The sequence below is a fragment of the Bosea sp. F3-2 genome (assembly GCF_008253865.1).
In the GTDB taxonomy this organism is placed as follows: domain Bacteria; phylum Pseudomonadota; class Alphaproteobacteria; order Rhizobiales; family Beijerinckiaceae; genus Allobosea.
Genome location: NZ_CP042331.1, coordinates 3,374,841 through 3,394,071 on the forward strand (window position 1 = coordinate 3,374,841; position 19,231 = coordinate 3,394,071).

Below are 19,231 nucleotides of genomic sequence, written 5' to 3' on the forward strand. Positions count from 1 at the left end.
TTGGCCGTTTTGACCACCGGCACCATCAAAACTTTACCGCAAGCCTGGCATTGAAGGCGTGATCGGCGGCGCGCTGTGCGAGCTGGCCGTCATAGGACACCGCGATCTCGGCGCCTGGTGCGACGTTCAGCGCGAGGCTGGTGCCGACGACCAGCGCGTCACGAGCGATCGGAGCGCCCGCGATCGAGAACGGCGCGCCGCCGGTGAAGGCCTGGAGCGACAACGGGGTCACGTCGCCCGCGGCATGCCGCCAGCCGAGTGTACCGTTAATCCGCGCGACACTGCCGCCGAGATCGAAGCTCATCTGAGCGCGCAGACCGAGCGTGGCGAAAGCGACGGCCGTGGTCTGCGCCTTGGCGGTGAGCGCGGCGGCGCCGCCTGTCTCGGCGAAGCCCCCGCTACGGAGATTGATATAGGCGAGATTGGCGAAGGGCTCGAAGGCGGCCCGGCCGAGATCGAAGCGATAGGCGATCTCGCCGAAGGCCTGCAGGCTGCGGGCATCTGAATCGGAGCGCAGCTCCTCGCCGAAGCCGGAAAAGGCGACACTGCGCCGGGTCTCGAGCTCATGCCAGGCATAGGTGACAGCACCACTCAGGCGGAAGCGGTCGAGTTCGGCTCCGCCATAGAGGCCGATATAGTAGTTGTCCGCCTCGCCGCGGGAGCGGCGGCGAGCAACCTCGAAGGTAGAGCGCGAATAGCCCGCCGCTACGCCCAGCCGCGCCTCTGACGCCACCGCAACGTCGAAGCCGGTAACGAGACCGCCGCTCGAGCGTGTGAGGGAGGCGGCGTTGCCGTCGCCGCGCGTCTGCCCCCAGGAGCCGAAGCCACGCGCCCACAGGGCAAAGCTTTCACTCGCCGCTGCCGCGACCGCCCCCTGGCTCGAGGCATAGGCCAGCGTCGCAATCCGCGGCGCACCAATTCCGTCGAAGGCGGCGCGAATCCGGTCCGACACCGCACTGCGCACCGGCTGGCTGCCCTCGATCAGCACCGTCTTGGCCGAGGCATGGATCTCGCCCGACAGGCTGTCATAGGCGCGCCGGGCCTCGCCCTCGTCGCGCAGCTGCGTGAAGCTCAGCCAGAGCGGGCTGGCATCGCCGAGGCTTTCCAGTCCGAGCGCTGTCTGGGCCTGGTTGCGCGTTTGCGCGATCGCGGCGAACGGCAGGTCGTTGCGCAGCAAGGTCAGCCTGACGTTGTTCGTATCGTATTCCAGCTTCGGATCGAGGAAGAGGTAGTTGGAGCTGACATCGTCGAAGTGGCCTTCGACGCCCTGATCGGCCGTCAGGATGGTGTAGCGCTGGTTCGCCCAGTAGGGGCCGTCCTCGCCGATATGGACCACCGACCCGCCGGAGAGGCGCGCCTTGCCGCTGGCGCGGATCAGGTCGCTCGACGAGCCGCCCGGCCTGACCTCGACCTCGTAGATCGCGCCGTGCTCGAAGCGGATGTCGCCGGAGACGGTGAGCGTGCCGATCGAGTTGCCCGGGGCGATCGTCGCGCCGGTGTGGATCGTGGTCGGCCCGACGGTGCCGCTGCCTTGCAGCCGGCCGCCCGACAGGACGCCGAGCCCGCCGCCGAGCGCGCCGTTGACGACGAGCGTGCCCGCAGACACCGTGGTCGAGCCGGAGAAGCCGGAGCTGTCGCCAGTCAGTTTGAGGGCCCCGCCTCCGGTCTTGGTGAACTGGCCGGTGCCGGAGAATACGCTCGCAAGGCTGGCGTCGTCGCGCTGGTTGAAAACGACCGTGCCGTTATTGGCGATGTTGCCGGAGATCGACGCGGCATCGCCGATCAGTGTACCGGCGCTGACGACGGTGTTGCGATAATAGTTCGTTCCGGCCAGCGTCAGCGTGCCCGCGCCGGCCTTGATCAGATCGCCATAGCCGTAGACGCCGCCTGTCAGCATTGCATCGTGACCGTTGGTGTCGACCGTGCCATTGCCGATCAGCAGCACGGTGCGATCGGTATTGAACGAAGCACCGAAGCGCAGCGCTCCACCGAGGACGGTGACAGCGGTTGCGCTGGCGCCGAGATTGCCGTCGCGCGAGACCTGCAGGGTTCCGGCCTCGATCAGCGTGCCACCGGCGTAGGAGTTGGTGCCCGTCAGAATCGTCGTCCCGGAGCCGGACTGAACGACGACGCCGCTGCCGGAGATGGCGCCGTCGAATCTGGCCTGGTTCGAGCGGTTGAAGCGCAGAACAGCGTCGTTCGCGACGTCGCCGGCGAGCTCGCCCGTCGTGCCGCCATTGCCGATCTGGAGCATGCCGGCCGCGATCCTCGTGCCGCCGGTATGGCCGACGCTGCTAGTCAATGTCAGCGTGCCCCAACCCTCCTTGACCAGGCTGCCGCTGCCGCTGATCGAGCCGCCGAGGACGAAGCTCGTACCGGCGGCGGTCTCGATCGAGCCTGTGCCGGAGAGCGTAACCGAGCGGCTGCTGGTGATGTCGGCCAGCGTCGTCAGCCGCCCCCCACCGTCGAAGGCGATGGTTGAGGCCGCGCTGCCGAGATTGGCGTCGGCGATGACGGCGAGCGTGCCGTTGCGGATCACCGTGCCGCCGGAATAGCTGTTGGTGCCGGTCAGCAGCAACGCGCCGGGGCCGTCCTTCAACAGGCGGCCCGCGCCGGTGATGGTTCCGGCATGGAGGCTGTCCTGCGCCTGATTAACGGTCAGGTCGGCGCCGCCGAGCGCGATCTCGCCGCCGGTGCTGGCCAGGAAGGCCATCGAAAGGTTGTGACCGGCGAGGTCAAGCCTGCCGCCGGTCATCACCCAGTCGGTCATGGTTGGCAAGGCGCCGGCGCCACCGGCCCGTATGGTGCCGGCGGTGATCAGCGTCCCGCCCGACCAGCTGTTGTTGCCGGTGAGAAGAAGCGTGCCGTCTTCCCATTTGATCAGCCCGCCGGCGCCACTCACCGGGCCGGACAGGGTCAATGTGGTGCCGGCGTCCGTCTCGATCGCGCCGGTGCCGCGCAACGCGACGTTCCGGGCGGAGGCGATGTCTGCCGTCGTATGCAGCGCGCCATTGTCGAAGGTGAGCCCGCCGCCGGCCGCGCCGAGGTTGGCGTCGGCGGAGATCTGCAGGGTCCCGCCCGAGACCGCGGTGCCGCCGCTGTAGCTGTTGGTGCCGCCGAGGATCAGGGTACCGTCGCCGGTCTTCTCGAGCCCATCCGTGCCGGTGATCGTCGCGTCGATCCGAGCCGTCTCGTCAGCGAGGACGCGGATTTCCGGCGTGGTGATGGTGATGCCGCCGCCGCTGAAGCCATGCAGGTTGAGGCTGTCACCGGCTCCGCCGGTCAAGGTGTAGCTGCCACCGGCAAACTGCAGACCGACAGCGCTCTCCACGCCCGCGATCGAGACCGTTCCGCCCGGCCCGCGAAAGACGCCGTAGCCGCTGCCCCATTGCGTCGGCGTCGCGCCGCCGAAGTCGAACCAGTTCTGGTTGGGGGCGTTCCAGGTGCCGCTGCCACCGCCGGCCGAGGTCGTGCCCCAGAGCTGCAGGATGGTGAGGCCATTGGGGTTGACGAGGACGTCGACCTTGCCGCTTTGCGAGGTATCGACGGTGTAGGTGTAGCCGAATGCGCCGGTGGAGGGTGTGCTCCCGATCGCAAAGCCGCTGTTCGACAGGCCGCCGCTATAGGTGAAGACGCGATGGTAGCCGATCGCGGGTTGCGCGCTGCTGGCGAGGTTCAGCCTGCCGCTATCGAGAACGAGGTTGCCGTTGACGCGCGTGGCCGTCGAGCCGGGGGATGAAGCACCATACCCGCGCAGCTGGTAGTCGTAATTGCTGGTCGGGTTGAGCGTCAGCGTGCCGTTGACGGTAAGGGCAGCGATATCCGACGGCTTGATCGTGCCGCCGCCGTTGACAGTCAGGTTGCCGTTGACCGTCAGCGAGTTCAAACCGGAGGGGGCGAGTGTGCCGCCGTTATTGACGGTTGTCGCGCCGATGCTGCCACCGCCCTCGACTCGGCCCCCGCCATCGATGCTGACCGTGCCGCCAAGACGGGCGGTATCTGCCATCCGGAGAGTGCTGCCGGCGATCGTTGTCGGCCCCGAGAAGCCTCCGCTGTCGGCGGTGAGGATCGTCGTGCCGGCGCGGAAGTCGATAGCGCCTGCGCCGGAAATCGCGTTGGAGAAGGTGTAGTTGCCGGAGGTATGGTTGAAGACCAGCCTGCCGGTGCCGGCACCGAACTGGATATCGCTGGCAAGCGTTCCGGGCGCAGCCGCGGCCTGTCCGGCCGCCGCACCGATATTGATGGTGCCGGAGCTGCCCGCATTCCTGGCGACCTCGATTTTCCGGCCGCCACCCGCGCCTGCCTTGCCACCGCCGGCGACGGTTAGGCTGCCGCTGCCGGAATTCGCGATCGTCAGCGTATCGGCCATCAGGCTCGCACCGGCGCCGGACACGAGGGCCGATCCCGAACCGCCCCCCCCGAGCACAAGGCTGCCGGAGCCGAATTGCGAGCCGTTGCCCGTGATATTGATCGTTCCGGATCCGCCGCTCATCGCTCCGACGCTCACGGAGCCGGCGCGGACTGTTCCGCCATTCGATATGCCGAGGCTGCCGCTGCGCTGGCTGCCGATGGTCAGAGCCTCCCCAACCGTCCAGCGTGCATTCGCACCGTCGACAACTACTGCCGCCGAGGCACCGGCTGCGCTCTCGACGGTACCGGTGTGCTCGGTCCGAAGCCCCGCGCCGGCCGAGAAGGCGAGCGTGCCGCCGTCGACATAGGTGTACTGGGCGCCGGCGCCGGCCGCATTCGACAAGGTCCAGGTGCTCGAGCCGGTCTTGTAGAGTTCGACGAACCCCCGATATTGCGTTCCCCAGCGCGCGAGATCGAAACCGCTGGCCTGATCGCCACCCAAGGCGAGCGAAGAGCCGAAGGAAGAGAGCACGTCTCCGACGATGTTCGACCCTGCGCGCAATTCCAGGGTGGTGTTGTAGGCCTTGATCGCGGGGGCACGGGTTCCATCGGAATTGAGCCCGCCGATGATGCTGCCGCTATTGATCAGGATCGCCCCGTTACCGCCGTAGATGACGCCGGTACCTCCGTAGATCACACCGAGGCCGCTTATGCCGGATTTTCCCTTGCCTGCGTCGCCGCCGGTGATCGTTCCGGAGTTGACGATCCGGCCGACCGCTCCGATCGCGTCCAGGCCGGTGCCGCCGGCCCCGCCGTCGCCGGCGTTGGTGCCGCCCAATGCACTGCCGCCACCATTGCCGCCGTTCCCACCCCGAATGCTGCCGGCATTGCTGATCGTGGACACGCCGCTATTGCCGTTGTTGTGATCGTCGACGCGCAAGCCGGCGCCACCCGCCCCGCCCTGCCCACTCATACCCCCGCCAGCGCCGCCGGCACCTCCGCTCACACTGGCGTGGCTTTCGATGGTGACGGTCGCAGGGCCGCCAATGGAGAGCCCGTCGCCGCCATCGCCGCCACGCCCGTCGCTGCCGCCATTGCCGACACGGCCGTTCGGCAGGTTGTAGCCGTATAGATCACCGGAATCGCCACCTGCTCCGCCCGCGCCACCCGCGCCGCCCGCGCCACCGAAGACGGTCGCGCTGGCTCCGATCCGGTAGCTGCCGCCAAAGCGCGAGAAGATGCCGGGACCGCCGCCGCCCGCATTGCCACCGCCGCCACCATTGCCACCGTCCCCCGGATAGACGGTGATGGTCGTGCAGCCCTGCTCGTTGCAGTTCGCCTGGGTCTCCCAGGCATGGGCGCCCTTGCCGCCATCGCCCCCCTTTCCGCCATCACCGCCGTTTCCGCCGCCGATCGCCCCGGAATTGAAGTTCACTGTCGCGGCGTTGTTCGGCGCGTAGGTAATTGCGAGGCCGGTGCCGCCGCCTCCGCCCCCGCCGCCTCCGCCGCCACCACCGCCATGGGCCGAGTAGGCATAGGGAATGAAGACATAGGAGGTGATCGCGTGGCCGCCGTCGCCGCCGGCGCCGCCGCTGCCACCATTCTGCCCCTGAACGGTGCCGCTGGTTGGTGCCGACGCATCCGGATTGATGAAGCTGAGGGCCGAGCCATGCGTGCCGCCACCGCCGCCGCCGCCGCTGCCGCCGTCATGTCCGTCGCTGGCGCGGATGATCGGAGCGTCGCCGGGCGCACCGACAGTGCCAAAACCGCCGGGCATGCCGACATCGCCGCCATCGCCGCCGCCCTTCGCATCAGGACCGCTGCCGCCTATACCGCCCTTGGGACCGTCGGCGTTCCGATACTTGTTGCCTTTGGCGTAGCGGCCGCCGCCGCCGCCACCACCGCCTGCATGCCAGGGGCCATTGATATCGCCGGAGCCGCCCTCGCGTGGTTTGCTGGCGCCATGGCTTCCTCCAGCGCCACCCTGACCCTGCTGCGCCATCGCCCGCTGTGCCGGCAGCAGCAGGCCGCCGAGCGCCGCCGAGCACAGCAGAGCCCGCGCCACCCGGGCCATGGCGGTCGAGCATGCGAGGTTCCGCACCTGCATCGATGGCGCTGGGGCCTTTCGCGCGGAATGTGCCGTCGCGCCGCTCATGGGCCGGCCGGAGCCAGTTCCGCCGCAAGGTCGCGGACGGCGGTCCGCAGCCCTTCGAACATGGCGAAGTCGACCTTGCTCGCGACGACGAAGATGCCGAGCCTGCGATTGGGCGAGAGCACGACATAGCTCATGAAGCCGCCGAGACCGCCGCTCTTGCCGAGCAGGAGAGGCACCCGGTCCTTTGACCGGCTGATGATCCAGCCCAGCCCCATCCCCTCAGAGTCCGTCGCCTCGACGCCGACCAGGCGGGAGAGCCCGTCATGCGGTCGCCAGAGCGCATGTGCGAGTGTCCGCGCCGGCCGCCCGGCCGCATCGTCCGCAAGGTGCCAGCGCATCCACCTCACCATGTCGTCGGCGGTGGTGTAGATGCCGGCGCTGGCCTGCATCACCTCGCTCGCCTCCCAGTTCGGGTCGGGCTTTCCGAACGGGTCGAGCCCGGTCATCAGCCGGGGCTTCTGCACCTCGGAAAGGCGCAGCACGGTGTCGCCCATGCCGAGCGGCGTGGTCAGATGCTCCTGCACCAGCTGGGCGAAGGGCTTGCCGCCAGCCCTGCCGAGCGCCTCGCCGAGCAGGCCGAAGCCGAAGTTCGAGTACATCGCGGTGGTGCCCGCTCGATAGGCAGGGCGATGCGTGGCGAGCCAGTCCCAGTAGTAGGAGGCCCTGTAGGCAGCGAACGGGTTCTTCTCGCCAGGCGGCGTCGCCGGGTCGGCCATCTCGCGTGGCAGCCCGGCTGAATGCGTCGCGAGGTCGAGCAGGGTGACCGGCCTGTCTTCGAAAGCCAGCGGCGTCTTGCCGGGCGGGGCATAACGGGCGAGCGGCGCATCGAGGGCAACCCGTCCGGCGGCCGTCATTGCTGCGAGCACATCGGTCGCGAAGACCTTCGAGACCGAGCCGATGCGGACGATCGAACGGCCATCCGGCTCCTTGCCGCTGTCCGGCGCGGTCTCGCCATAGCCGGCGATGAAGCTGTCCTCACCACGGACGACGGCGAGGATCAGGCCGGGAGCGCGTGCGTTGAGGAACATGCCGACGCCGGCCATCGACGCCGCCTCACGCAGAGCAAGATCTTCGGCGGCTGCCCGCTGCCAGCCCACAGCCGTCACGATCGCGAGCAGGAAGCAGAGAGCGAACCGTGCTGCCTTATGCGTCGGCATGCATCTCGGTTTCAGGGCGCTGAGGACAAGGGGACGGCGAAAAGGCATAGGCGAGGCGGATCCGTCGAACGATTTCCGCATTGAGATTGCGCCCCCGCCAAGCGGCAAGTGCTATTCGACGAACAGACATGTGGGTTCGACGAACGGCGCTTCAGGCCGAATCCATCGTGAGAAATCAGTTAAATGACGAGACGTGGGAGCGCCACGAATCGGCAGCGGCCTTCAGACGCCGAGGCGTTTCCGCAACTCCTGCCGGTATTGTCGCGAGACCGGCCAGCCCTCGGCCAGACGGTTGAGCCCGATGATCCAGCGATCGCCTGCGCGTCGGTCGAGGCCGCTGACATGCTGCAAGTTGACGATCGCCGTGCGGTGGACGCGCAGGAAGGACGCCGAGGGCAGCATTCCCGTCCAGAGCGCGAGGGGGCGCAGATCCAGCACGGCCGAACCATCCTGCAGCCATACATTCACATAGTCGCGCGCGGACCGGACGCCGAGGATGGCTTGCGGCTCGACCCCGATGATTTGCCCCGGCCGGCGCAGATAGATCAGCGGGGCGAAGGCCCTCGAGGCATCGGCGAGAGATCGCCCGCCCCGAAGGAAGCCATAGCGCGCCAGCGCGATCAGATCGGCGCACTGGAACAGCGCCTTGATGTCGGCGGATGGCCAGCGCCGGATCGCGATGGTTGCATCGAAACCGATGCAGGCGCGCAAGCGCCCCTCATGAAAGACCGGAACGCTGAGCACGCTCTTGTCATTCTGCCTGAGCATCTCGACCTGGAGCGCGCGTGCCGGGCGTGGCAGGTCGGCGACGCGGTTGATCATCACCGCCTGGCCCTTCACCAGAAACTGGTGGAGCCAGGCGATCATCGTCACCGGCGTGTTCTGCAGATCCTCGACGAAGGACCGGACGCCTTGCCGGCTCCACTCATGCGTGTTCCGGAAACGGAGCAGCTCGGCGTCGTACTCGAACATCCAGGCCCGATCCGCTCCGGCGCGTTCGCCGATTTCAGCCAGCGCGGCGGTGATCGCAACGTCGATGGGCTCCTGAAACAACCACTTGGCCATATGGTAAGGCCAGCTCGGTGTGTTCCCGTCGCCGCATGCCGCGGATGGATAGACCTCGTAGACGGCATCGGCCGCGGGCGCCGGATACTCGACCATGCGGGGAAGGACCTTTTGCTGCCGACCAACCGGTCTACTCAGGGCCAACCTCACCAAAAATCAACACCCGCCTGAGTCCTGCTTTCATTCGCTTGCCTCTGACCTCTGGTGCACCGGCGCCTTGAGCACGACGCAAGAGGAGCTCCCGGAAGCTCGTCAGCAAGCGGACGGAGCAGCAGAGCCTGGCGACGCGCAGACCGAGGGAGGTCGAAGCCGGCAGCTTTCGGCCTGGTCCCTGGAGCCCTCAACCAACCATGAGCATGCTGCGGATCTCGGCGTCGCGTTGCCCGATCAGTCGCAGCAGGGGATCGACATAGGGCACCCGGTCGCCCGCCGCGGCAAAGGGAGTCGCCTCGCGAACCAACGCATGCAGCCTGCCCGTCATGGCGCCAAGCGGGGCGGCCTTCCGGACATCGACGGCCTGAGCCGCGACGAGCAATTCGATCGTTGCGATCGAGCGACACAGGCTCGCGACTTCGGCCGTCTTGCGGGCCGCCAGCCCCGCCATGCCGGCCCGGTCGAGATTGCCATTCGAGTGGCTCGAACTGGCGAGCTCGTGCACGACCGGCGCGGTGGCGAGCCGGGCCTCGGACGTGATCGCCTTGTGGAACTGGGCCAAGCCGTTAAAGCCGGGCAGGCCGACGCCATCCTCCTCGATCAGCCCGACGGTGAGGCCCGACCAGAAGGAATCGACCAGCTTGGCAACGCGCTCCGCCGAGCTGGTTACGACCGGGGCGAAACCCAGCCGCGCGACGTCGAGCGCCATCGACAGCGAGACCGTGTCGAAATTGGCGACGGAGATCAGCGCCTGCTCCTCGATCGAGACGATCGGGTTGTTCTGGCTCGCCCGCAGCTCGGCTTCGACCTGGCCGTAGGCGAACTCCAGGCTGTCGGCCGCCGTGCCGTGGAGCAGCGGCAGCGAGCGGAAGCTGAGCGGATCCTGCAGGTGGCGCGGCCCGCCCTTGGCGAAGAGATAACTGCCGGCGAGGTAGCCGCGGATTCGCACGCCATGCCGGTTGAGCCCGGCGAAGGGACGCGATTGCAGCGCGGCTTCAGAGACGATCGACGGGTTGGCGGCGAAGCCCTCCATGCTGAGGGCTGCTATCAGGCTCCAGAGATCGAGGCTGTGGCGCAGATCGGCCATGGCCAGTGCCGCGGTCCCCAGGGCAAGCGCGCTGGAATTCAGCAGCGCCAGGGCTTCGCCGGCCTGCAGTTCGATATCGGAATAGAGCGCCAGCGCCAGATCGGTGATCGGCGCCATGTCGCTCTGGCCCATCGAGCCCCAGATATGGACCGCGATCGCGCGGTCCTCGTTCAGGGCAGAGGCGAGCCGTTCGGCGAGCAGGGGCCGCACGCCGAGCCGCCCACTCGCCATCGAATTGAGCAGCACCGCCATCATCGCCCGGACGGCTTCGCATGGCGCGAGAGGCCCATGTGCGACGTTATGGGTGAGCAGGAGGCGGCGATTGAACTCGCCGATGCGATCGGGCGCGAGCGGCACGCCGGTCTTGGCGCCGACGCTGGTGGTGACGCCATAGACTCGGTCGCCGCGGGCCACGGCCGCGTCGACCACCGCGCGCGCGGCTTCCATTCGCTGGGCCGCAGCCGGCGCAATCGAGACCGGAGCTTGCTCGCGGGCGATGCGGACGAGCTGCTCGATCGTGAGATCGAAACCGGTGATATCAACTTGGCTCATGGCAGATCCGTTCCCAACAAAGCCCGCGCAGCGCAGCCACGCCTGACCGATTCCGTCATTAATGGGAAGCGCATGCGCACGGCCGGGAAAGGTCCCCGTTTCATTGATTGAAATATCGCATGCGCTTCCGACCAACGCGCAGGGATCGGCTAGTTTCGCCCCCGTCGAAACGGGCACAGCGCATGGCAATCACCTACGATCTGGTCAAGGAAGTCACCGCCGATCTCTATGATTGGTCGCTGCGCCGGATTCCGGAATCCTCGAAGGCAGAATTCCGCAAGGCGCTCGTCACGGAAACCGAGCCACAGGCACGGCAGACGCTGGCTTTCATGCTCGACAGTGCCGAGCGCGCCGAACAGACCGGCAAGTTCCTGTGCTCGGATGCCGGCGTGCCGAGCTACACGATCAAGATCGGCTCCGGCGTGCGCATGCAAGGCGACATCCGCCAGGCCATCGTCGATGGCTTCGCCGATCTCGTCCGCACCATTCAGCCGCCGATCCTGCGCTTCGTCACCAATCCGCTGACGAACGAGCGCAGCTATCACGGCAAGGACATGCCGCTCATCTCCTGCGAGCTGATCGGTGATGTCGACTACCTCGACATCACCTGCGCGCCGAAGGCGCTCGGCGGCGGGCGCTGGGCGGCGGTCGAGACGCTGGTCAGCCCGAGCCTCGAGGAGATCGAGCGCTGCGTCCTTGAGCTCGTCCTCCGCGCAGGTGGCCAGCACTGCCCGCCGGTGGTCGTCGGCGTCGGCATCGGCGGCACCTTCGACCATGCCGCGAAGCTCTCCAAGGATGCGACGCTGCGCCCGTTCGGCGAGCACAATCCCGAACCGATGATCGCGGCGATGGAGGAGCGTCTGACCCGCGCGGTCAACCAGATGGGTTTCGGCCCGATGGGAGTCGGCGGCTCGACGACGACCTTCGGCGTCCATGTCGAATACGCCTCGGGCCACGGCTTCACGCCCGTCGCCGTCTCGTTCAACTGCTGGATCAACCGGCGCACCCGCGCTCGGATCTACAATTCCGGTGTCGTGGAGCGGGTCGAGTGATGAGCGCGTCCCTGCCCCGCCTTTCCCTGCCGTTGTCGCCGGAGGCCGCACGGGCGTTGAAGCTCGGCGATGTCGTGCTGCTCGACGGCGACGCCGTCGCGACCGTCGGCATGCCGACGCAGAAGCGCATGGTGGCGGAGCTTGAAGCCAGCCGCGAGCTGCCATTGCCGCTGCGCGGCGGCTCGTTCTTCCATATGGGCGTCAGCTACGAGGAGGGCGACGCCGGCCCCGGTCCGCTCCACTACGTCAATCCGACGACGTCGAGCCGCTTCGATCATCTGATGCCTACGTTGATCCGGACGCTGCAGCTCACCGCGACCGGCGGCAAGGGCGGGCTCGGGCGGGAGAGCGTGGAAGCGATGCGGGAGGCGGGCTGCGTCTATTTCTCCTTCGTCGGTGGCGCTTCCGCCTTACTCAGCCAGGGCGTTCAGTCCGTGGCGGATTGCGCCTGGACCGACCTCATCATGCAGTTCCGGCTGAACCGCATCCGGCTCGACGGTTTCGGCCCGGTCATCGTCGCGATCGATGCTCATGGCAATTCGATCTACGAGCGCCTGATGACTTCGGCTCGCGAGCGCATGCCCGAAATTTTGCAGTCGCTTCGCACCGCTCCGGACGAAACAGAGAGACCACGATGAAAGTGATCGAAATCACCCGGCCGGGCGGCCCCGAGGTTCTGGCCTTCGGCGAGCGTCCGCGGCCTGAGCTCGGCCCGGCCGATGTGCTGATCCGGGTTCGTGCCGCCGGAGTGAACCGCCCGGACATCCAGCAGCGGCGCGGGCTCTATCCGCCGCCGCCCGGCGCGACCGATCTGCCGGGTCTCGACGTGTCCGGCGTGGTCGAGGCGGTCGGGACCGAGGTTGCCTGGCCCAAGGTCGGCGACAGCGTTTGCGCGCTCGCCAATGGCGGTGGTTATGCCGAATTCTGCGCGGTTCCGGCCTCGCAATGCCTGCCCTTGCCGGGCGGCTTCTCCTTCGCAGAAGCGGCGTCGCTGCCGGAGGTCTTTTTCACCGCCTGGAACAACGTCATCTGGCTCGGCCGGCTGGCACAGGGCGAGACCCTGCTGGTCCAGGGCGGGACGAGCGGCGTCGGCATGGCGGCGATCCAGATCGCCAGGCAATTGCGCGGCGCGCGCGTGATCGCGACCGCCGGCTCGCCCGAGAAGCGAGCGGTCAGCCTGGAGATCGGCGCCGACCACGCGATCGACTACCGCGCCGACTGGGTCGCCGAGATCGAGGCTGCGATCGGGAAGGAGAAGGTTGACGTGGTGCTCGATGCGCAGGCCGGCCCCTATACGGAAAAGCAGCTCGGGCTGCTCGCCCCCGATGGCCGGGTCGTGCTGATCGCCAGCCATCTCGGCCAGACGGCCGAGGTGAATGTCCGCAACATCGTGCGCCGCAGGTTGACCCTGACCGGCTCGACGCTCAGGCCGCGCGACGCCGCCTATAAGGGCCGGATCGCGGCCGAGCTGGTGGAGCAGGTCTGGCCGCTGCTCGCCAGCGGCGCGATCCGCAGCCATATCTGCGCGACCTTCAACTGGGGCGATGTCCGCGATGCCCACGCGCTGATGGATGCGGGTGAGCAGATCGGCAAGGTAGTCCTGACCATGCCGGCCTGAACGTCGGGGGCGCGAGCGAAAAACAAAGGCCCTGTCCGGCACATTCTGCTTTAGAGTCGGCGTTTGTCTTCGCCACGCCGGACCTTGCAGAGTGTTCTCGTTCGCGCCCGTTCAATCCGTCCTCAAGGCCCTCAGGCTGCTGACCGAGGTCAATCGCTGCAGCGCGGCCACTGTCGGCGAATTGCATCGCCGCACCGGCCTGCCGAAGCCGACCATCGTGCGCCTGCTCGAAACCCTGATCGAAGCCGGCTATGTGACTCGCGACGAGCGCATGCGCGGCTATCTCGTCACCTCGCAGGTGGCGCATCTGAGCTCGGGCTTCCACGGCGCCCCGATGGTGATCGAGGCGGCGCGGCCCTGGGCGACGGCGCTGACCCGCCAGATCAAATGGCCCTGCGCCGTCTGCCTGCTCGACTACGATGCCGTCATCGTGCGCTTCAGCACGATCCCGGACAGCCCGATCTCGCCCTTCCATGCGACGCTCGGCTATCGCCTGAGCCTCGGCGGCCGGGCACTCGGGCGGGCCTATCTCGCCTTCTGCCCCGATGAGGAGCGCGCGGTGCTGCTCGCGGCGATGCGCGCCTCCTCCGATCCCGAGAACAGCAGCCTCACGGACGAGGATATCGAGCGACTGATCGCGCAGGCCCGCTGGCGTGGCTATACCGAGCGGGACGCTGCCGCCGAGCCGCGCAACTCGGCGACGGTCGCGGTGCCGCTCAGGCTCGGCGAGCGGGTACTCGCGACCTTCGGCGTCACCTTCTTCCGGTCGGCGGTAGCGAACCCTGACGACAAGGCGCGGATCATCCATCCGCTGAAGAAAGCAGCGGCCAGCATCGAGGCGCAGCTCGAGGCGCTGTCGCAATCGATGGGCGTCGCGTTTCAAGGAGAGAAATAGCCCCCCTTTTCCGCAGGCGGCTGGCAGCTCGCCCTAGTCTCCGGCCAACACGTCCGAAGTGACGTATTCCGGAGGAAATCTCAGATGGGGCATCAGCTCTCACGCCGCAGTTTCATGGCCTCGCTCGCCGGGGCGGGGCTCATAGCAGGCCAGCATCGGGCATTCGCCGATACCTGGCCGAGCCGCCCGACCAATATCGTCGTTCCCTTCCCGGCCGGCGCCTCGACCGACGTGGTCGCCCGGCTTCTGGCGGACCGGCTGCGCGGCGAATTGGGCCAGGGCTTCGTCGTCGAGAACAAGACCGGTGCCGGCGGCAACATCGCCGCCACCAGCGTCGTGCGGGCAGCGCCGGACGGCTATACGCTGCTGTTCTCCTCCTCGGGGCCGCTCGCGACCAACAAGCTGCTCTACAAGACGCTGTCCTTCGATCCGCTCACCGATTTCACACCGATCGCACTGCTGGGTGATGTCCAGGGCATCGTCGCGGTGCATCCCTCGCTGCCGGTCTCATCCTTTGCGGAGCTTGTCGCCTACGGCAAGGCCAATCCGGGCAAGCTGACCTTCGGCAGCCCCGGCTTCGGGCTGATGGGGCACATCACCGGCGAACTGATCCAGCGCAAAGCCGGCTTCCAGATGACGCATGTGCCCTATCGCGGCTCGGCACCGCTCGCGACCGACCTGCTGGCCGGGACCGTCAACGTCGCCATCGACTTCATCCCGGCCTATATCCCGCACGTCAAAAGCGGCGCGATCCGCGGGCTCGCGGTCACCAGCGACCAGCGGGCGCCGCAACTGCCGGAGGTGCCGACGCTGTCGGAGGCCGGGCTGCCGGAGGTCAATGCGACGGGCTGGTTTGGGCTCGTCGGCCCGAAGGGGCTGCCCGAGCCGGTCGCGACGCGGCTTGCCGCGATCACCCGGACTTATGTCGAAAGCGCGGAGGGGCGTGAGAAGCTCGCTGTGATCGGCGTGCGCGCACGCAGCGGCGATGCGGCAGCGCTCCGGGCCGCCCAGACGCAGGAAATCGCGAGATGGGCTGACGTGATCAAGGCCGCCGCGATCTCGCTCGACTGAGCGGCTTGTCGTAAGCCCGTTCCAAGAAACAAAATCGGCCCGGGGAAACCCGGGCCGATTTTGTTTCTTGGGAATGGGTCATCCCGGCCGCAGCGAAGCGGAGATCCGGGATCCATGCCTGAACCGTGATCGGAAGCGTTCCGGCATGGCTCCCGGGTCAAGCCCGGGATGACGGCGTGGTTCGGAGCTAGAGCGAGCGTGCCTTATGCCACAGCGTCGAGCGCGAGCAGTTCGGCCGCATGGCCGCCGGTCATCCGCTTAATTTCGGCTTCCGTGAACTGCAGGTCGAGCAGATGGCTGACGATCTCGCGATAGCCGTCGACCGGTCGCGGCGAGCCGACGAGACCGAGGTCGGAGCACAACACTGTCTTCTCGACACCGGCGACCTCGATCACGCGGCGCAGCTCCGGCGGCTCGAACTTCTTCGACTTGCCCTCGACGAACATGCAGATCGAATGCTCCATCACCGCGCCGAGCGAGACGAGGTCGCGGATATCCGCATCGCTGCAGTTGTTGACCATGTAGGTCGGGTGGTTGACGAGCAGCTTCTTGACGCCGCGAGCCTTGGCCTCCTCGAACACGGCGAAGAGCTCGGGCGTCGAGAGGTGGCCGCCGGCGAGGATGATGTCGCCGGCTGCGATCAGGTCGAGGATCTGCTTGACCTCGTCGAGGAGCTCGCCGTTGGGGCCGAAGGCCGTCAGCGGAACGGGATCGAGCATCTTCTGCGCGGTCTTGGGGAAGGTCTTCACCGCACCCGAGGCGAGCACGTCGATATGATTCTTGGCCGAGAGCGTCGGCATCCAGACGATCTTGCCGCCGATCTTGATGGCATGGTCGACGGCATGCGGGTTGAAGCCGCCCGACGCATTGTTGAGCGCGATGCCGGAGAACAGCCTGACGCCGGTATCCGGCACGAGCTTCTCGAGCAGGATCGCATGGGCCGTGCCGAGGTAGAAATGGTCCTTGTAGACGACGGCGCGAAACCCGGCTTCGGCGGCGTCCAGCATCGCCTCGTGATGGTCGAGGATGCGAGGCATGGCGGCCGGCCCGCTATGGCAGTGAAGATCGACCGCGCCGACGAGGAGATCGGCGATCTGGCGGCTGCGCGCATCCGCATTCACAGTCTGGGAAGTCATGTCCGTGGCCCTCACGCGGTTTCGCCGGGCATCGGATAATCCGCGGCATTGATGACCCAGCCGGGCTTCTGCGAGAAATCCAGGCGAGGCGGGGAGAAGATGTCGATCATCTGGTTGAGCCCGGGCAGGACCGAGCGCGAGGTGTGGATCGACGGCGGCGGGATCACGGTGAGCGAGGGCGCGGCCATCAGCTCATGCTCGTCCTCGCGCCAGATCCGCATGTCCGGCGTCCAGGGCCAGCGGATGTCGTGGATGTAGCCGCCGTCGATGACGAGCGAGCCCTGCTCGAAATCGTCGTGATGATGCGGCGAGAGCGCGGTGATGTCGCGCAGCCCCATGCGCGGGTCGAGGATGTTCACCATCAGCGTCGTGCAGCGGAAGATGCGGCCGAAGCGTCCTTCGCCGCCGCCGGCGTCGAGGCTGTAGGCGCGGATCTTCCAGCCGCCGCGCGGCTCCGGCCAGGGCGCCAGCAGCGCGACATTGGCGTGGGGCTCAGCATAGGAGGCTGCATTTGAGCAGGCCGCAGCGAGATCGGGCGCTGTGCTGGAGAAGATGCGGATGAGGCGGCCGGTGCCGGCCACGGTGACGCGCGAGGCGCCCGGCGGCACGAAGACGATCGAGCCGCCCGGCACTTCGACGGTTTCGCTTCCGGCGGAAACCGTCGCCCCCAGCGCCTTCTCGGGCAGGATCAGGCAGTATTCATCCTGCTGCGATGCCCGCTCCAGCGCGGCTCCAGCTTCGACATCCGAATAGGCGACGATGAAGTTCTGACCGCGCGCCAGCCAGGTCTTGGAGCCCTTGCCGGTCTGCTGCGGCCCCTGCGCATAGAAGCGGGCATAATCAGCGCCTGCATAGGCTTTGACCGGGGCCGCCTTCGCCGCGGGCTGCGGCGACAACTGCGAGCGAGGATCGCTGGAAAGATAACCCGACACTGTCCCGTTTCTCCTATCGCGCGCCGGCCGCTTCGACCCGGCCCCTGGCTGCCTGCATCTGTGAGAGGGCATCCGTCGCGGCCTTGCGCAGGAACCCCTGATCGGACGAGAGGATGAAGGCGCTGGCGCCACGCTCGGCGAAGGCGGCGGATTCCTCGCCATTGTCGGTCATCACGCAGATCGGTTTGCCGGCCGCCTTCGCGGCTCGGAAGATCGCATCCACCGCGTCGCGGACGATCGGGGCGTCGCGATTGGGCGCGCCGAAGGCGACGGTGAGATCGCCACGGCCGATGAAGACGGCATCAAGCCCTTCGACCGCGAGGATCGCGTTGATCCGCTCGATCGCCGACGGGTCCTCGATCATGGCGATGGTGGCGACGGCGGCGTCGGCCGCATCGACGAGGTCCCACATCTTCATCCCGCCATAGCGGCCGGCGCGGGTGACGCCGGAGAAGCCGCGCCGGCCGCCGCGGTAGCGGCAGGCGGCGACCAGCGCCTCGGCATCGGCCACGGTCGCGATATGGGGAGCGAGGATGCCGACGGCGCCGCAATCGAGCGCCGACAGGATGGCGTCGGCCGCGAGTGTAGGCACACGGATGATGCCGGCGATGCCGGCTGCCCGCGCAGCCAGCAAGGCGATATCGGTCGCGTTGCGGTCGAAGGGCGCGTGTTCCTGGTCGATGACGACGAAGTCGAAGCCGCTGTTGCCAAGGATTTCGGTGGCGTGAGCGGTCGGTGTCTTGATGAAGCTGCCGGCCAGGAAGGCGCCGCTGAGAAGGCGCTGGCGGAAGCTGTTGGGTGCGGGAGCCTGCATGGTGCAACGTGCCGGTTTCGATGACCGTGATGATGGGCACCAGCACGGTCGAGCGCGGCCGGAAATTGCCGCGTTTCACGACGCGAAATGCATTGATGCATGCCTACCCTTTGGTCAGAAAGGCGGCAGGATCGGCCGGGTTCAATGAAACGGCGGGTTCCACCGTCTGAAAGGCCATCCCGATGAAGAAGCGCCTCCTGCTGATTGCCGGCCTCCTGGCCGCCTCCGCCTTGCCTGCCGCGGCCGGTTCGCTCGAAAACGTCAGGAATCGCGGCGAGCTGGTCTGCGGCGTCAGCCCGGGCGTGGCGGGCTTCTCCGTCCCCGACGAGAAGGGGCGCTGGGGCGGCTTCGACGTCGATATCTGCCGCGCGGTCGCGGCGGCCGTCCTCGGCGATGCCGGGAAAGTGCGTTACACGCCGCTCAGCCCGAAGGACCGCTTCGTCGCGCTGCAGACCGGCGAGATCGACATGCTGTCCCGGCAGGCGACCTGGACCCTCGGGCGCGATACGCAGATGGGCCTGCGCTATGTCGGTGTCGCCTATTACGACGGGCAGGGCTTCATGGTCCGCAAGTCGCAGAACATCGCTTCGGCCAAGGAGCTGAATGGTGCGTCCGTCTGCGTGCCGACCGGAACCACGACGGAGCTCAACATCGCCGATTATTTCCGGGCGCAGGGCATGAAATACGAGGGCGTCGCCTTCGAGGCCGGCGATCAGGTTGCCAAGGCCTTCGAATCCGGCCGCTGCGACGTGTTCAGCAACGACATCTCCGCGCTCTCCGCCTATCGGCTCAAGCTGGTCAACCCGGCCGAATACGTCATCCTGCCGGAGCTGATCTCGAAGGAGCCGCTCGGCCCGGTCGTGCGGCAGGGCGATGAAGCCTGGACCAGCATCGTCCGTTGGTCGCTCTACGCCATGGTCGCGGCCGAAGAGCTCGGCATCACCGCCGCCAATGCCGATGAGCAGAAGCGTACCGGCTCGCCCGAGGCGCAGCGGCTGCTCGGAGGCAACGGCAATTTCGGCGAGTCGATGGGGCTGAAGCCGGACTGGGCCCTGCAGATCGTCAAGCAGGTCGGCAATTACGGCGAGGTCTATGAGCGCAATGTCGGCACCGGCTCGAAGCTCGGCATCGGGCGTGGCCTGAACAAGCTCTGGACCGCCGGCGGCCTGCAATACGCTCCTCCAGTGCGCTGAG

General features: G+C 67.6%; 14 protein-coding genes. 7 read left to right on the forward strand and 7 right to left on the reverse strand.

What is annotated here, in order from left to right; all coding sequences use genetic code 11:
• Nucleotides 1-25: 25 nt before the first annotated feature.
• From FQV39_RS34140 to FQV39_RS15665, 4 genes are all read right to left on the reverse strand, one after another.
• Nucleotides 26-6,451, reverse strand: a complete 6,426-nt coding sequence (locus FQV39_RS34140) for an autotransporter domain-containing protein (RefSeq protein WP_187639944.1) — start codon at nucleotides 6,449-6,451, stop codon at nucleotides 26-28.
• A 50-nt stretch (nucleotides 6,452-6,501) separates the two neighbouring features.
• Nucleotides 6,502-7,662, reverse strand: a complete 1,161-nt coding sequence (gene ampH, locus FQV39_RS15655) for a D-alanyl-D-alanine-carboxypeptidase/endopeptidase AmpH (RefSeq protein WP_149131126.1) — start codon at nucleotides 7,660-7,662, stop codon at nucleotides 6,502-6,504.
• Nucleotides 7,663-7,884: 222 nt separating this feature from the next.
• Nucleotides 7,885-8,823, reverse strand: a complete 939-nt coding sequence (locus FQV39_RS15660) for a LytTR family transcriptional regulator DNA-binding domain-containing protein (protein ID WP_210251106.1) — start codon at nucleotides 8,821-8,823, stop codon at nucleotides 7,885-7,887.
• 244 nt (nucleotides 8,824-9,067) lie between these two features.
• Nucleotides 9,068-10,519, reverse strand: a complete 1,452-nt coding sequence (locus tag FQV39_RS15665; protein WP_149131127.1) for an aromatic amino acid ammonia-lyase — start codon at nucleotides 10,517-10,519, stop codon at nucleotides 9,068-9,070.
• A 182-nt stretch (nucleotides 10,520-10,701) separates the two neighbouring features.
• Here FQV39_RS15665 and FQV39_RS15670 point away from each other — a divergent pair, with 182 nt between their 5' ends.
• From FQV39_RS15670 to FQV39_RS15690, 5 genes are all read left to right on the forward strand, one after another.
• Nucleotides 10,702-11,571 (forward strand): fumarate hydratase, encoded by an 870-nt coding sequence (locus FQV39_RS15670; RefSeq protein ID WP_149131128.1) that lies wholly within the window; start codon nucleotides 10,702-10,704, stop codon nucleotides 11,569-11,571.
• On the forward strand, nucleotides 11,571-12,209 hold the full coding sequence (locus tag FQV39_RS15675) for a fumarate hydratase C-terminal domain-containing protein (protein WP_149131129.1): 639 nt from the start codon (nucleotides 11,571-11,573) through the stop codon (nucleotides 12,207-12,209). The genes FQV39_RS15670 and FQV39_RS15675 overlap by 1 nt, the downstream gene beginning before the upstream one ends.
• Entirely contained in the window at nucleotides 12,206-13,189 is a 984-nt protein-coding gene (locus tag FQV39_RS15680; protein WP_149131130.1) for an NAD(P)H-quinone oxidoreductase, read from the forward strand. Before FQV39_RS15675 ends, FQV39_RS15680 begins: the two co-directional genes overlap by 4 nt.
• Before the next feature lie 91 nt (nucleotides 13,190-13,280).
• The gene (locus FQV39_RS15685; RefSeq protein WP_187639945.1) at nucleotides 13,281-14,084 is read left to right on the forward strand and encodes a DNA-binding transcriptional regulator; all 804 of its coding nucleotides are present in this window, start codon (nucleotides 13,281-13,283) and stop codon (nucleotides 14,082-14,084) included.
• 84 nt (nucleotides 14,085-14,168) lie between these two features.
• Nucleotides 14,169-15,155, forward strand: a complete 987-nt coding sequence (locus tag FQV39_RS15690) for a Bug family tripartite tricarboxylate transporter substrate binding protein (protein ID WP_149131132.1) — start codon at nucleotides 14,169-14,171, stop codon at nucleotides 15,153-15,155.
• Between the two features lie 203 nt (nucleotides 15,156-15,358).
• Here FQV39_RS15690 and FQV39_RS15695 read toward each other — a convergent pair whose 3' ends face one another.
• Genes FQV39_RS15695 through FQV39_RS15705 form a run of 3 tightly spaced genes read right to left on the reverse strand, consistent with a single transcriptional unit; the run spans nucleotide 15,359 to nucleotide 18,037 of the window.
• The gene (locus tag FQV39_RS15695; protein WP_149131133.1) at nucleotides 15,359-16,291 is read right to left on the reverse strand and encodes a DUF6282 family protein; all 933 of its coding nucleotides are present in this window, start codon (nucleotides 16,289-16,291) and stop codon (nucleotides 15,359-15,361) included.
• 11 nt (nucleotides 16,292-16,302) lie between these two features.
• On the reverse strand, nucleotides 16,303-17,223 hold the full coding sequence (locus FQV39_RS15700) for a cupin domain-containing protein (RefSeq protein ID WP_149131134.1): 921 nt from the start codon (nucleotides 17,221-17,223) through the stop codon (nucleotides 16,303-16,305).
• A gap of 13 nt (nucleotides 17,224-17,236) precedes the next feature.
• Nucleotides 17,237-18,037 carry an HpcH/HpaI aldolase family protein gene (locus FQV39_RS15705; protein ID WP_149131135.1) on the reverse strand — a complete coding sequence of 267 codons (801 nt, stop codon included), beginning with the start codon at nucleotides 18,035-18,037 and terminating at the stop codon, nucleotides 17,237-17,239.
• A gap of 20 nt (nucleotides 18,038-18,057) precedes the next feature.
• Here FQV39_RS15705 and FQV39_RS33185 point away from each other — a divergent pair, with 20 nt between their 5' ends.
• Together FQV39_RS33185 and FQV39_RS15710 are read left to right on the forward strand one after the other, a co-directional pair.
• Complete coding sequence (locus FQV39_RS33185) at nucleotides 18,058-18,207, forward strand: hypothetical protein (protein ID WP_187639946.1); 150 nt, start codon at nucleotides 18,058-18,060, stop codon at nucleotides 18,205-18,207.
• 12 nt (nucleotides 18,208-18,219) lie between these two features.
• Nucleotides 18,220-19,230: an amino acid ABC transporter substrate-binding protein gene (locus tag FQV39_RS15710; RefSeq protein WP_149131136.1), complete on the forward strand. Its 1,011-nt coding sequence runs from the start codon at nucleotides 18,220-18,222 to the stop codon at nucleotides 19,228-19,230.
• The last annotated feature ends 1 nt before the right edge of the window (nucleotide 19,231 follow it).

What these genes read in the sequence shown, in the direction of transcription:
- FQV39_RS15675 (WP_149131129.1), top strand. Translation starts at nt 11,571, where the DNA reads ATGAGCGCGTCCCTGCCCCGCCTTTCCCTGCCGTTGTCGCCGGAGGCC.
- FQV39_RS15660 (WP_210251106.1), bottom strand. Translation starts at nt 8,823, where the DNA reads ATGGTCGAGTATCCGGCGCCCGCGGCCGATGCCGTCTACGAGGTCTAT.
- FQV39_RS33185 (WP_187639946.1), top strand. Translation starts at nt 18,058, where the DNA reads ATGACCGTGATGATGGGCACCAGCACGGTCGAGCGCGGCCGGAAATTG.
- FQV39_RS15705 (WP_149131135.1), bottom strand. Translation starts at nt 18,037, where the DNA reads ATGCAGGCTCCCGCACCCAACAGCTTCCGCCAGCGCCTTCTCAGCGGC.
- FQV39_RS15680 (WP_149131130.1), top strand. Translation starts at nt 12,206, where the DNA reads ATGAAAGTGATCGAAATCACCCGGCCGGGCGGCCCCGAGGTTCTGGCC.
- FQV39_RS15695 (WP_149131133.1), bottom strand. Translation starts at nt 16,291, where the DNA reads ATGACTTCCCAGACTGTGAATGCGGATGCGCGCAGCCGCCAGATCGCC.
- ampH (WP_149131126.1), bottom strand. Translation starts at nt 7,662, where the DNA reads ATGCCGACGCATAAGGCAGCACGGTTCGCTCTCTGCTTCCTGCTCGCG.
- FQV39_RS15665 (WP_149131127.1), bottom strand. Translation starts at nt 10,519, where the DNA reads ATGAGCCAAGTTGATATCACCGGTTTCGATCTCACGATCGAGCAGCTC.
- FQV39_RS15670 (WP_149131128.1), top strand. Translation starts at nt 10,702, where the DNA reads ATGGCAATCACCTACGATCTGGTCAAGGAAGTCACCGCCGATCTCTAT.
- FQV39_RS15710 (WP_149131136.1), top strand. Translation starts at nt 18,220, where the DNA reads ATGAAGAAGCGCCTCCTGCTGATTGCCGGCCTCCTGGCCGCCTCCGCC.
- FQV39_RS15690 (WP_149131132.1), top strand. Translation starts at nt 14,169, where the DNA reads ATGGGGCATCAGCTCTCACGCCGCAGTTTCATGGCCTCGCTCGCCGGG.